At 70.4% G+C, this 13,748-nt stretch carries 9 protein-coding genes; all 9 read left to right on the top strand.

What is annotated here, in order from left to right:
• Positions 1-52: 52 nt before the first annotated feature.
• Positions 53-2,158, top strand: coding sequence for a phosphate acetyltransferase (gene pta, locus V2S05_RS07040; RefSeq protein WP_413634542.1), 2,106 nt, complete (start codon positions 53-55; stop codon positions 2,156-2,158).
• Positions 2,155-3,420 (top strand): acetate/propionate family kinase, encoded by a 1,266-nt coding sequence (locus tag V2S05_RS07035; protein ID WP_413634541.1) that lies wholly within the window; start codon positions 2,155-2,157, stop codon positions 3,418-3,420. Before pta ends, V2S05_RS07035 begins: the two co-directional genes overlap by 4 nt.
• A gap of 64 nt (positions 3,421-3,484) precedes the next feature.
• Positions 3,485-4,225, top strand: coding sequence for an HAD family hydrolase (locus tag V2S05_RS07030; RefSeq protein ID WP_271639585.1), 741 nt, complete (start codon positions 3,485-3,487; stop codon positions 4,223-4,225).
• Between the two features lie 26 nt (positions 4,226-4,251).
• Positions 4,252-6,744, top strand: coding sequence for a glycoside hydrolase family 65 protein (locus tag V2S05_RS07025; protein WP_413634540.1), 2,493 nt, complete (start codon positions 4,252-4,254; stop codon positions 6,742-6,744).
• Between the two features lie 97 nt (positions 6,745-6,841).
• Entirely contained in the window at positions 6,842-9,418 is a 2,577-nt protein-coding gene (locus V2S05_RS07020) for a DNA polymerase III subunit gamma and tau (protein WP_413634539.1), read from the top strand.
• Positions 9,418-10,011, top strand: coding sequence for a recombination mediator RecR (gene recR / locus V2S05_RS07015; protein WP_413634538.1), 594 nt, complete (start codon positions 9,418-9,420; stop codon positions 10,009-10,011). The genes V2S05_RS07020 and recR overlap by 1 nt, the downstream gene beginning before the upstream one ends.
• Positions 10,008-11,072, top strand: coding sequence for a DMT family transporter (locus V2S05_RS07010; protein ID WP_413634537.1), 1,065 nt, complete (start codon positions 10,008-10,010; stop codon positions 11,070-11,072). Before recR ends, V2S05_RS07010 begins: the two co-directional genes overlap by 4 nt.
• A gap of 98 nt (positions 11,073-11,170) precedes the next feature.
• A complete protein-coding gene (locus tag V2S05_RS07005; RefSeq protein WP_413634536.1) occupies positions 11,171-12,457 on the top strand; it encodes an aspartate kinase in 1,287 nt (428 codons plus the stop codon).
• 131 nt (positions 12,458-12,588) lie between these two features.
• On the top strand, positions 12,589-13,662 hold the full coding sequence (locus tag V2S05_RS07000; protein ID WP_271636939.1) for an aspartate-semialdehyde dehydrogenase: 1,074 nt from the start codon (positions 12,589-12,591) through the stop codon (positions 13,660-13,662).
• Positions 13,663-13,748 lie beyond the last annotated feature (86 nt).

The raw sequence follows: 13,748 nt of genomic DNA, 5'->3' as shown, positions 1-13,748 counted from the left end.
GGCAGGCCGGCGGCCGGCCGTCGCGCCCCCGCCCGATCACTAGGCTGGTCACGTGGCACGCAGCATCTACATCACGTCTGCCGAAGGACACACGGGCAAGTCGACGATCGCGCTCGGCGTGCTCGACGCGGTGATGCGCGTCTCGCCGCGCGTCGGCGTCTTCCGCCCGATCATCCGCTCAGCCGAGGAGCGCGACGCCGTGCTCGAGCTGCTGCTGGCGCATGACGGCGTGCACCTCGAGCACGACGACTGCGTCGGCGTCACCTACGACGATGTGCGCCACGACCCCGACGCCGCTCTCGGCACGATCGTCGCCCGCTTCAAGGCCGTCGAAGCGCAGTGCGACGCGGTCATCGTCGTCGGCAGCGACTACACCGACGTGGCAGGACCGGCCGAACTCGGCTACAACGCCAGGATCGCCGCCAACCTCGGCGTCCCGGTGATGCTCGTGCTCTCGGGGCGCGACAGCCAGAACCAGGCCGAGCAGCTGGGCACCACCACCGCCCGCACACCCGCTCAGGTGCAGCAGCTCGCCGCTCTCGCGATCGCCGAGCTCACCGCCGAGCGCGCCGAGCTGTTCGCCCTCGTCGTCAACCGCGCCGAACCCGACCAGCTCGCCGAGATCATCGAGCTGGTCGGCGACGGGCGCACCCCGGTCTGGGCCATCCCCGAGGAGCGCTCCCTCGTCGCCCCCTCGATGCGGGGGATCATGCGCGCCGTCGACGGGCGGCTCGTGCGCGGTGGCGAGGAGCTGCTCGAGCGCGAGGCGTACAGCATCGTGATCGCGGGCATGTCCATGGTCAACGTGCTGCCGCGCCTGACCGAAGGTGCGGTCGTCGTGATCGCAGCCGACCGCAGCGAGACGCTGCTCGCCACGGTGCTCGCCGCGGCCTCCGGCACGTTCCCCGACCTCGCCGGCATCGTGCTGAACGGGCCGTTCGAGCTGCCCGAGCAGATCCTGCAGCTCATCGACGGATTCGAGCTGCTCGTGCCGATCATCGCAACCGACCTCGGCACCTTCGACACGGCGGTGCGCATCATGGGCTCACGCGGCCGGATGAGCCCCGAGTCCGCGCAGCGCTACCAGACCGCGCTCGAGCTGTTCCAGAAGCACGTCGACATCTCCGAGCTGACCGAGCAGATGGGGCTCGCGGAGTCGACCGTCGTCACGCCGCTGATGTTCCAGTACGGGCTGATCGAGCGCGCGCGCAGCGAGCGCAAGCGGATCGTCCTGCCCGAGGGCTCCGACGACCGGATCCTGCGGGCTGCATCCCTCCTCCTCGCGCGTGAGGTGGCCGATCTCACCATCCTCGGTGATGAGGCTGGCATCCGCGCCCGCGCCGGCGCGCTCGGACTCGACATCTCGGCCGCGCAGGTGCTCAGCCCGACCGACCCGACGCTCGTGCAGCGCTTCGCCGAAGAGTACGCGCGCCTGCGCGCGCACAAGGGCGTCACGCAGCAGCAGGCCGCAGACACCGTCACCGATGTGTCGTACTTCGGAACCATGATGGTGCACCTCGGACTCGCCGACGGGATGGTCTCAGGAGCGGCTCACACGACGGCGCACACCATCCGTCCCTCCTTCGAGATCATCAAGACCAAGCCCGGTGTCGAGGTCGTCTCGAGCGTCTTCCTGATGGCGCTCGCCGACCGGGTGCTCGTGTACGGCGACTGCGCGGTGATCCCGGATCCCACGAGCGCCCAGCTGGCGGACATCGCGATCTCGTCCGCGGCGACCGCACGGCGCTTCGGCATAGATCCGCGTGTCGCGATGCTGTCGTACTCGACGGGCGAGTCCGGCTCGGGCGCCGACGTCGAGAAGGTGCGCGCGGCGACCGCGCTGGTGCGCGAGCGCGAGCCCTCGCTGCCGGTCGAGGGGCCGATCCAGTACGACGCCGCCGCCGATGCGGCCGTGGCCAAGGCCAAGCTGCCGGGCTCGGAGGTCGCCGGACGCGCCACGGTGTTCATCTTCCCCGACCTCAACACCGGCAACAACACGTACAAGGCTGTGCAGCGCTCAGCCGGCGCCGTCGCGATCGGCCCGGTGCTGCAGGGCCTCAACAAGCCGATCAACGATTTGTCGCGCGGCGCGCTCGTCGACGACATCGTGAACACGGTCGCGATCACGGCGATCCAGGCGCAGGGAGATCGGGCATGAGCACTGCCGCCGCACGCGCAGCACGGGACGGGGCGTCCCGGGGATCCGTGCTCGTCATCAACAGCGGCTCCTCGTCGCTGAAGTACAGCCTCATCGATCCGTCTCGCGAGGTCGAGCTGGGCAGTGGACTCATCGAGCGCATCGGTCAGGACGCGGGCATCGTCAGCCATACGGCGCGCGTCGTCGCCGAACCAGGTGAGCCGGTCCCGACGATCCTCGACGTGCGCCACTCGGAGGAGCGGCCCATCGCGGATCACCACGAGGCGTTCGCCGTCATGCTCGCCCAGTTCGCCGAGCACGGGCCAGACCTCGCAGACCACCCGCCGATGGCGGTCGGCCATCGTGTCGTGCACGGGGGAGCGCGGTTCTTCGAGCCGACAGTGATCACCTCGCTCGTCGAGATCAACATCGAAGACCTCAGCGTCCTCGCGCCGCTGCACAACCAGGCGAACCTGGCCGGTATCAGGGCCGCGCGCGCGGCGTTCCGCGACGTGCCCCACGTGGCGGTGTTCGACACCGCGTTCCACCAGACCCTCTCTCCCGCCGCGTACACCTACGCGCTCGATGCAGCCGTCGCGCGCGAGCACCGCATCCGCCGGTACGGGTTCCACGGCACCAGCCACAAGTACGTCTCCGAGGCCGCCGCGTCGTTCCTCGGGCGCGACCTCGCGCGGCTGCGTCAGATCGTGCTCCACCTCGGCAACGGGGCATCCATGACGGCCGTCGACGGCGGCCGCTCGGTCGAGACCTCGATGGGCTTCACCCCGCTCGAGGGCCTGGTGATGGGCACCCGCACGGGCGACATCGACCCGGCAGCGCTGTTCCACCTGTCCCGCCGGGCCGGACTCGACACGGACGAGCTGGACGAGCTGCTCAACAAGCGCAGCGGCCTGCTGGGTCTCGCCGGACGCAGCGACATGCGCGACATCCTCGCCGGACGCGCGGCAGGCGAGGAAGCGGCGACGCTGGCCTACGACGTGTACGTGCACCGCCTGCGCGCCTACCTGGGCGCGTACGTCGCGCAGCTGGGTGGGGTCGATGTCATCGTCTTCACCGCCGGCGTCGGCGAGAACGCCGTCGACGTGCGTGCCGACGCGCTGGCCACGTTCGGATTCCTCGGCGTGAAGCTCGACGCGGAGCGCAACGGGACCCGCGGACGCGGTATCCGTCGCATCTCGTCGGACGACTCGGCCGTGGAGGTGCTCGTCATCCCCACCGACGAGGAACTCGAGATCGCCCGCCAGACCCTGGCCGTCATCTGAGGCCGTGCTCTCGGGATCCGCTCTCTCACTAGGCTGGACGAGCCCGTCCGACCAAGGAGGTTCCATGTCTGACGCTCTCCCCGATCTGCATCGCACCACCGGCGTGCTCTTCGACCTCGACGGTGTGCTCACGCCGACCGCCGAGGTGCACATGCGCGCCTGGCAGAAGGTCTTCGACGAGGTGTTCGCCCGTTGGGGAATCGAGCCGGCCTACACCGACGACGACTACTTCGCGTACGTCGACGGCAAGAAGCGCTACGACGGGGTCGCCAGCCTGCTGCGCAGCCGCAACGTCGAGCTGCCCTGGGGAGAGGTGACCGACCCGCCCGCGGCCGAGACGGTGTGCGGCGTCGGCAACCGCAAGAACGACGCGTTCATCGCCGTGCTGCGCAGCGAGGGGATCGCCCCGTATCCGGGTTCGCTCGCGCTGCTCGAGAGCCTGCGCGACGCCGGTGTGCCGATGGGGGTCGTGTCGAGCTCGAAGAACGCGGAGGAGGTGCTCGCGAGCGCCGGCATCCGCGATTTCTTCCGCGTCGTCGTCGACGGGCTCGTCGCCGAGCGCGACCACCTCGCATCCAAGCCCGCGCCCGACATGTTCCTCGACGGCGCCCGGATGCTCGGGGTCGACCCCGCCGCGGCCATCGCCGTCGAGGATGCCGTGTCCGGCGTCTCCTCGGCGGCCGCCGCAGGATATGGCGACGTGGTCGGCGTCGACCGCGGCGCGGGCGCCGCGGCTCTGCGCGCGGCGGGTGCGACCTGTATCGTCGATGATCTTGCCCGTCTGCTCGACGACGCGCAGAACTGACCCCCTCACACGCTTTCGGAGAGAGCATGATCGATCGCGACCGCTACCCCGTCGACCCCTGGCGTCTCATCGAGACCCGATACGACGAGGAGGGGGTGTCGGAGACCGTGTTCACCGTCGGAAACGGCTACCTGGGGCTGCGCGGCAACCACATCGAGGGGCGCGGGGCGCACGAGCACGGCACCTTCATCAACGGCCTGCACGAGACCTGGCCGATCCGCCACGCCGAGCAGGCGTACGGGTTCGCGGAGGTCGGGCAGACGATCGTCAACGCGCCCGACGCCAAGATCATGCGCGTCTACATCGACGACGAGCCGCTCTCATTCGACGAGATGGAGGTGCACGAGTACTCGCGAGCGCTCGACATGCGCACCGGGGTGCTGCAGCGCGACGTCGTCTGGGTGACGCCGTCGGGCAAGCGCGTGCGCATGCGCGACGAGCGGATGGTCAGCTTCGAAGAGCGCCACCTCGCCGTGCTCCGTCTCGAGCTGACGGTCGAGAACGCCGATGCGCCGGTCACGGTCAGCTGCCAGATGATCAACCGGCAGGATGGCGCGGGGATCTACGCCGGCGATCCGATGGCGCCGAAGGGCGACGGCGGGGCCGGCTTCGACCCGCGCAAGAGCAACAGGATCACCGAGCGCGTGCTGCAGCCGGTGGAGTACTGGCAGGACGGGCTGCGCTCGGCTCTGTCGTACCGGGTCTCGGACTCGGGGATGACGGTCGCCGTCGTCGCCGATCACCTCATCGAGACCGAGAACGAGTACAGCGCGCGCACGCTCGTCGAGCCCGATATCGCGAAGAACGTGTTCCGGATCCAGGCGAAGGCCGGGGTGCCGATCCGGATCGACAAGATCGTCAGCTACCACAGCTCGCGCGGCGTCCCGCCCCGCGAGCTCGTGGACCGCTGCCGCCGTTCCCTCGACCGTGTCGGGGTGGAGGGGGTGGATGCCCTGTTCGCCGCGCAGCGCGCATGGCTCGACGCGTTCTGGGAGCGCTCCGACGTGCGCATCGCCGGCCATGACGACCTGCAGCAGGCCACCCGCTGGTGCCTGTTCCAGCTCGCGCAGGCCGCCTCGAGGGCCGATGGCAACGGCGTGGCTGCGAAGGGCCTGACCGGCTCTGGCTACAGCGGACACTACTTCTGGGACACCGAGATCTACGTGCTGCCCTTCCTCACCTACACCTCGCCGCAGTGGGCCAAGAACGCGCTGCGCTCGCGGGTCATGATGCTTCCGGCCGCCCGCCGGCGCGCCGCTCAGCTGAACGAGGCGGGTGCGCTGTTCCCGTGGCGCACGATCAACGGCGAAGAGGCTTCGGCGTATTACGCTGCCGGCACGGCGCAGTACCACATCAACGCCGACGTCAGCTTCGCGCTGGGCAAGTACGTGCGCGCCACCGGCGACCTCGACTTCCTGCGCCGGGAGGGCGCCGACATCGCCGTCGAGACCGCGCGCCTGTGGGCGACGCTCGGCTTCTGGCGCGGCACGAACGGCGACTCGACGTTCCACATCCACGGGGTGACCGGGCCGGACGAGTACACCACGGTCGTCAACGACAACCTGTTCACGAACGTGATGGCCCGCTACAACCTGCGCTTCGCGGCGCGCATCGTCGGCGAGATGGCCGCGAACGCCCCTGCCGCGTACGCGGCGCTGGTCGAGCGCACCGGTCTCGACGACGGTGAGCGGGATGCCTGGATGCGCGCGGCCGAGGCGATCCACATCCCGTACAGCGAGGCGCTGGGCATCCACCCGCAGGACGCGTTCTTCCTGGAGCGCGAGGTATGGGACCTCGAGGGGACGCCGGCCGAGATGCGCCCGCTGCTGCTGCACTACCACCCACTGGTGATCTACCGCTTCCAGGTGCTCAAGCAGGCCGATGTGGTGCTGGCGCTGTTCCTTCAGGGCAACCACTTCACCCAAGAGGAGAAGCTGGCCGACTTCGACTACTACGACCCGCTGACCACGGGCGATTCGACCCTGTCGGCGGTCGTCCAGTCGATCATGGCGGCCGAGGTGGGCTATCAGGATCTCGCCCGCGAGTACTTCGAGCAGGCGCTGTACGTCGACCTGGCTGACCTGCACAACAATGCCTCCGACGGGGTGCACGTCGCGTCGGCGGGCGGGATCTGGACCGCGCTCGTCAGCGGCTTCGGCGGCATGCGCGATCACGACGGCGAGCTGAGCTTCGACCCCCGTCTGCCGGTCGACTGGCCCGAGCTGTCGTACCCGCTGCAATGGCGTGGCTCGCAGCTGCAGGTCACCATCACGCGCAACCAGCTCGACCTCGAGGTGCGCGACGGCGATGCCGTCGAGTTCACCGTGCGCGGCGCGGCGCATCGCGCGGCGGTGGGGGAGCCCGCGTCGGTGCTGCTCGCGGGCCAGGGCCCGGTGCGGCCGGGGCGGCCGACGCTGCGCGGCATCGAGGATGCCCGCCGCGACGACGGCACCCGTCTGTCGGTCTCGCTCCCGGTGACCACGACGACCATCCCCATCATCGACGCGTTCGAGGCCTGACCTCCGTTCGGCGCCTTCGCGCCCTCCCGCCTCCGCGCCGCCCAGGGGGGATCGGACCGGGAGGGCTGATGTCGGCGGCACGCCGTAGGCTGGTCGAGTGACGACAGCCCTGTACCGCCGCTACCGGCCCGAGACCTTCGGCGAGATGATCGGGCAGTCCCAGGTGACCGATCCGCTCATGACCGCCCTGCGCGGCGACCGTGTCGGTCACGCGTATCTGTTCTCGGGTCCGCGCGGCTGCGGCAAGACCACCTCGGCGCGCATCCTCGCACGGTGCCTGAACTGCGCCGAGGGCCCGACCGACACGCCCTGCGGCGTATGCCCGAGCTGCGTCGAGCTGTCGCGCGCGGGCGGCGGCTCGCTCGACGTGGTCGAGATCGACGCCGCGAGCCACAACGGCGTCGATGACGCGCGCGATCTGCGCGAGCGCGCGACCTTCGCTCCCAGTCGCGACCGGTTCAAGATCTTCATCCTCGATGAGGCGCACATGGTCACCCCGCAGGGCTTCAACGCCCTGCTGAAGCTGGTCGAGGAGCCGCCCGCTCACGTGAAGTTCATCTTCGCGACCACCGAGCCCGAGAAGGTGCTCGGCACGATCCGCTCGCGCACGCACCACTACCCGTTCCGGCTGGTGCCGCCGGCGGCGATGCTGGAGTACGTCGAGAAGCTCTGCGGCGAGGAGGGTGTGCAGGTCGAGCCTGGCGTGCTCACGCTCGTCGTGCGGGCGGGCGGCGGATCGCCGCGCGACACGCTCTCGCTGCTCGATCAGCTGATCGCAGGGTCGGATGAGGGGAACGTGACCTACGAGCGCGCCGTCGCGCTGCTCGGCTACACGCACGCCGCGCTGCTCGATGAGATCGTCGACGCGCTCGCCGCCGGCGACGCGGCGGCGGCGTTCCCCGCGGTCGATCGCGTCGTGCAGACGGGGCAGGACCCGCGCCGTTTCGTGGATGACCTGCTCGAGCGCCTCCGCGACCTCATCGTGATCGAGGCGGTGGGAGACGGTGCGTCGGCGGTGCTGCGCGGCATCCCCGCCGACGAGATGGAGCGCATGCAGGGGCAGGCGGCCTCTTTCGGCGCGGCGCGCCTGTCTCGCACCGCTGACCTGGTCAGCCAGGCGCTCGACGACATGAGCGGCGCGACGTCGCCGCGGCTGCACCTCGAGCTGATGGTCGCGCGTGTGCTCGCCGGTTCGTCGCAGGATGTCGGCACCGTGGCGCCGCAGAGTGCGTCTGCGCAGGCGGCGCCTGCGCAGGGCGCGCCTGCGCAGACTCCCGCCCCGCAGAGCATGCCGGCGCGGCAGGCGTCGGTGCAGAACCCTGCCGCGCAGACTCACGTTGCGCAGAGCGCGCCCGCGCAGAAGCCGGTGGCAGGGGAGGCCGCGTCGTCCGCCGATGCGCCCAGCGTGTCGCCGGTGATCGTCGAGAACCTCACCGGGTCGGTCCCCGTCGAGCCCGACTCGACGCACGCCGCCCCCTCCGGCTCGGCTCCCATGACAGATCGTGCGGTCGCCGCACCGCAGCCCGCCCATGCGGCGGGTGATCCGGCATCCGGCACCGCGACGCCGAGGATCGAGAACGCGTCCGAGGGTGCGGCTGACACCGCTGCGGAGACGGCTGCTCCCGCGCCGAGTGGACCGGTGACATTCGAGCGCATCGCCGCAGCCTGGCCGGCCGTGCTCACCCGCCTCGAGTCCATCAGTCGGCCCTCATGGCTGATCGTGACGGGCATACAGCCTCTCGCGTTCGACGCGCGCAGCGAGGTGCTCACGCTCGGGTTCTCGAGCCCGAGCGATGTGCCTCGGTTCAAGGGCACCACACCCGGCAGGAGCACGTCCGACCACCTTCGCGCGGCCATCGAGCAGGAGCTGGGTGTGACGGTCAAGTACCGTCCGGCCCCGCTGCCGCCCGGCGGCGGGGGAGCAGCCGCGCCCACCGCGCCCGCAGGATCAGGCCCCGCAGGGTCAGGGGCGGCGTCGACCGGACCCGCCTCTTCCGGATCGGGCTCGGTCGCCGCACCCGCGCGAGATGATGACGCCCCGGCCTCCGGCTGGGCGAATCCGATGAGCGGCCCGCAGAATCTCGGCGGGGCAGGCGGCGCCGCGGTGCCGCCGCGACCGGGCACCGGGGGGCCAGCGTCGAACGCCACCCGCCCCGCGTCGGCGGCGGTCACCGACTGGGCAGTCGCTCCGATCCCATCATCTGCTCCGGTGGCCGTGGCCCCCGCCGCGGTCGAGGAGGCGGAGCATCGCTCGCCGAGCCCGAGCCCGAGCGCACCGGCGACCGCGTCGAGCGCTCCGCAGCCGCAGTTCCCGGTCGACGACGAACCGGCCGAGGTCGAGGCGGCCGGTTCCGCGCCGCGGCCCCCGCACGACGGCGACATCGACGCACCTCCGCCGCAGGACGATTACCCGCCGTTCGACGACGAGCCGCCGTACGACCCCGAATACGACGAACCACGTCGCCAGGCTGCGACGCCCGCGAGCCCTGCGGCACGCGCGGCGGATCCTGCGCAGGCGCCCGCTCGCCCGTCTCTTCGTGAGGTGCCCCCGCCCGCGAATCGTCCCCAGGCCTCCGACGGCGTCGAGCGTCGCGGCGAGGCTGTGATCAGGCAGGTGCTCGGGGCGAAGTTCCTGCGTGAAGAGCCCTACCAGCCGCCCTCGAGGTTCAACTGATGTACGACGGAATCGTCCAGGAGCTGATCGACGAGTTCGGCCGCCTCCCCGGCATCGGGCCGAAATCCGCGCAGCGCATCGCGTTCCACATCCTGCAGACGCCGTCGTTCGACGTCGCGCGGCTCTCCGAGCTGCTCACCGAAGTGCGTGCACGAGTGCGCTTCTGCGAGGTGTGCGGCAACGTCTCCGAGCAGGATCGCTGCGCCATCTGCCGCGACCCCCGCCGCAACCCGGAGCTGATCTGCGTCGTGGAGGACGCCAAGGACGTCGCCGCCATCGAGCGCACCCGCGAGTTCCGCGGTCTGTACCACGTGCTCGGCGGCGCGATCAGCCCGATAGCCGGCATCGGTCCCGACGACCTGCGGATCGCGCAGCTGATCGCGCGGCTGGCCGACGGCACCGTGCAGGAGGTGATCCTCGCCACGAATCCCAATCTCGAGGGCGAGGCGACCGCCAGCTACCTGAGCCGCCTGCTGACCAGCATGTCGATCACCGTGTCACGACTGGCATCCGGCTTGCCCGTCGGCGGTGACCTCGAATACGCCGACGAGGTGACGCTGGGGCGGGCCTTCGAGGGTCGTCGCCGGCTATGAGCGCGCAGCACGCAGGATTCACTCGCCGCGGCTGGATCCTGTTCGCGATCATGGCGCTCGTCTGGGGCATCACCTACCTCTTCATCAAAGAGGCGGTGCACTCGTTCTCGCCGCCGGCGGTGGTCGCCGGTCGCACGCTGCTCGGCGGCATCATCCTGTTGCCCTTCGCGCTGCGTGCCGGCGCGCTCGCCGCGGCCTGGCGGCACTGGCCCTGGGTGCTCGCCTTCGGTCTGGTCGAGATGGCGGGGCCCTTCCTGCTGCTCAGCCATGCCGAGACGCAGCTGCCGTCCGGTCTGACCGGCCTGCTCGTTTCGACCGTTCCGCTGTTCGCCGTCATCATCGCGCTGCTGCGAGGAGACCGATCCGCTCTCGCGCCGGCCCGGCTCGGCGGCCTGCTGCTCGGCTTCGCCGGCGTCGCGGTGGTCGTCGCCGGCCCCGGCCTCTTCCCGCACGGCCCGAGCAGCACGTTCGCGATCGGGGAGATCCTGCTGACCGCGGTGCTCTACGCGATCGCGCCGTTCATCATCGCCCTCAAGCTGAAGGACGTGCCGTCGCTCGGCACCATCACACTCGCGCTGTTCGCCATCGGGATCGGATACCTTCCAGCCGCGCTGCTCACGCAGCACGAGGTGCCCACCGTCCGCGCCACGGTGTCGCTGCTGCTGCTCGGCATCGTCTGCACGGCGCTCGCCTTCGTCGCTTTCTTCGCACTGATCCGCGAGGTCGGTCCGGTGCGCGCCCCGCTGTTCACCTACGTCAATCCGATCGTCGCCATCGTGCTCGGTGCGATCGTGCTCGCCGAGCCGCTCACGCCCGGCCTGCTGATCGGCTTCCCGGTCGTGCTGATCGGATGCTGGCTCGCGGCGACCGGCGGACGCCTTCGGCCGCGGGCATCCGCTCCCGATCTGACCACGGGACCGATCACCACGACCGAGACCGCGGAGGTGATTGTCTCGGAACCGCGCCCCGACTCCGGCGACCGGCCCGACCTCGCTGAACGGCCGGGCGCCGGCGACGGATCCGATTCCGGCGACCGGCCCGACTCCGGCGGCCGCAGCTGACGCCGACGTCCCGTGCACGCGTCACATGTGTGAGGCGGCATGAGGGTGATTTGTAGAATGTGCCTGGGCGGATCCGCCCTTCGTCCCCGGGAGTGATCGTGGCCCTGATCGTGCAGAAGTACGGCGGTTCGTCCGTCGCCGACGCGGAGAGCATCAAGCGCGTCGCCAAGCGCATCGTCGACACCCGTCGTGCCGGTCACGACGTCGTCGTCGCCGTCAGCGCCATGGGCGACACGACTGACGAGATGCTCGACCTCGCGCATGAGGTGGCGCCCATCCCGGCACCGCGGGAACTCGACATGCTGCTGTCGAGCGGTGAGCGCATCTCGATGGCGCTGCTCGCCATGGCGATCCACTCGATGGGCTTCGAGGCGCGATCGTTCACGGGCAGCCAGGCCGGCATGATCACCGACTCGCACCACGGCAAGGCGCGCATCGTGGATGTCACCCCCGTTCGCCTCCGTGAGGCGCTCGACGAGGGCGCGATCGTCATCGTCGCCGGCTTCCAGGGATTCAACCGCGACACCCGCGACATCACCACGCTAGGGCGCGGCGGATCCGACACCACCGCCGTCGCCCTGGCCGCCGCGCTCAACGCCGACGTCTGCGAGATCTATAGCGACGTCGACGGCATCTTCACCGCGGACCCGCGAGTCATTCCGCGCGCTCGCAAGCTCGAGCAGGTCTCCAGCGAGGAGATGCTCGAGCTCGCCGCCAACGGCGCGAAGGTGCTCTACATCCGCGCCGTCGAGTACGCCCGCCGTCACGGCGTGCTCATCCACGCCCGCTCGACCTTCTCGTCGTCGGAGGGCACGTACGTTCTGGGCGAGGGCATGAAGAACCCGCGCGCCATCGAGGGAGAAGCCATGGAAGAACCGATCGTCGCCGGAGTCGCCACCGACCTCAGCCAGGCCAAGATCACCGTCGCCGGTGTGCCCGATGTGCCGGGTAAGGCAGCCGAGATCTTCAAGATCGTCTCGAAGGCCGGGGCGAACGTCGACATGATCGTGCAGAACGTCTCCGCGGCATCCACCGGTCGCACCGACATCTCCTTCACGCTGCCCAAGGCAGATGCGGCGACGACGCTCAAGGCGCTCGCCGCCGAGCAGCGCGAGGTGGGCTTCGAGAACCTGCTGCACGACGATCAGATCGGCAAGCTCTCGGTCGTGGGCGCCGGGATGCGCACCCACTCCGGCGTCTCGGCGATCCTCTTCGAGGCGCTCAGCGCCGGCGGCATCAACATCGAGATGATCTCCACGTCGGAGATCCGCATCTCGGTGGTGCTCCGCGGCGACGACGTCGCCGCGGCGGCGCGCACGGTGCACAGCGCATACGGTCTCGACAGCGAGATCGAAGCTGTCGTGCACGCGGGCACCGGCCGCTGACCCTCTGAAATCCCGGACCCGCACTCGACGGCGACGGGATAGACTCACCGCAACCCTGACATCGGTGCCAGGCGCAGCGTCCGCACCCCGGGGCTGAGCCTGGCGCATCGCCTGCACGCCAAGGATCCCCCATGACCCGTATCTCCGATTCCGGATTCTCGATCGCCATCGTCGGCGCGACCGGCCAGGTCGGCACCGTGATGCGCGACATCCTCATCGAGCGCTCCTTCCCGGTCCGCGAGCTGCGCCTGTTCGCCTCCGCCCGGTCGGCCGGCACCGCCATCGACTTCGGCGGCGTCGACGTGATCGTCGAGGACGTCGAGACGGCGGATGCCTCGGGCATCGACATCGCCCTGTTCTCCGCGGGCGCGACCGCGAGCCGCGCGTATGCCGCGAAGTTCGCCGCAGCGGGAGCGGTGGTCGTCGACAACTCCAGCGCCTGGCGGATGGATCCCGAGGTTCCGCTCGTGGTGAGCGAGGTGAACCCGGATGCCATCGACGAGCGTCCCAAGGGCATCATCGCCAACCCGAACTGCACCACCATGGCGGCCATGCCCGTGCTGAAGGCGCTGCACGCCGAGGCCGGTCTCGAGCGGCTGATCGTAAGCACCTACCAGGCTGTGTCCGGCTCGGGCATCGCCGGTGCGGAGGAGCTGCTCGGCCAGGTCGAGGGAGTCCTCGCGCAGGGCGACACCCTGCGGCTCGTGCACGACGGATCGGCGGTCGACTTCCCCGCGCCGCAGAAGTACGTCGCGCCGATCGCGTTCGATGTCATCCCGCTCGCGGGCTCGGTCGTCGACGACGGCGACAACGAGACCGATGAGGAGAAGAAGCTCCGCAACGAGAGCCGCAAGATCCTCGGCCTTCCGGACCTGCGCGTCGCCGGCACCTGCGTGCGCGTGCCCGTCTTCACCGGGCACTCGCTGTCGATCCATGCCGAGTTCGCGCACGACATCACGCCGGATCGTGCGCGTGAAGTGCTGGCATCCGCCCCCGGCGTGGTGCTCGACGAGGTGCCGACGCCGCTGCAGGCCGCCGGCAAGGACCCGAGCTTCGTCGGTCGCATCCGCGCCGACCAGTCCGCCCCCGAGGGGAAGGGCCTGGTGCTGTTCATCAGCAACGACAATCTGCGCAAGGGCGCCGCGCTCAACGCCGTGCAGATCGCCGAAGAGCTCACCAGGCGCCTCGAGCCCGCGGCGGTCTGACGCACGCTCCGAGGCGCCCTGGTCGGTCTTCCTGGTGTGCCGGAGGGGATCGACGGGGTCGCCGGCGGCCGCGTCGGTGGCGCTCC

The sequence above is a fragment of the Microbacterium sp. OR16 genome (genome assembly GCF_047306725.1).
Lineage (GTDB): Bacteria > Actinomycetota > Actinomycetes > Actinomycetales > Microbacteriaceae > Microbacterium.
The sequence above is the reverse complement of the archived record's forward strand: the minus strand, read 5'-3'. Positions and strand labels throughout refer to the sequence as shown.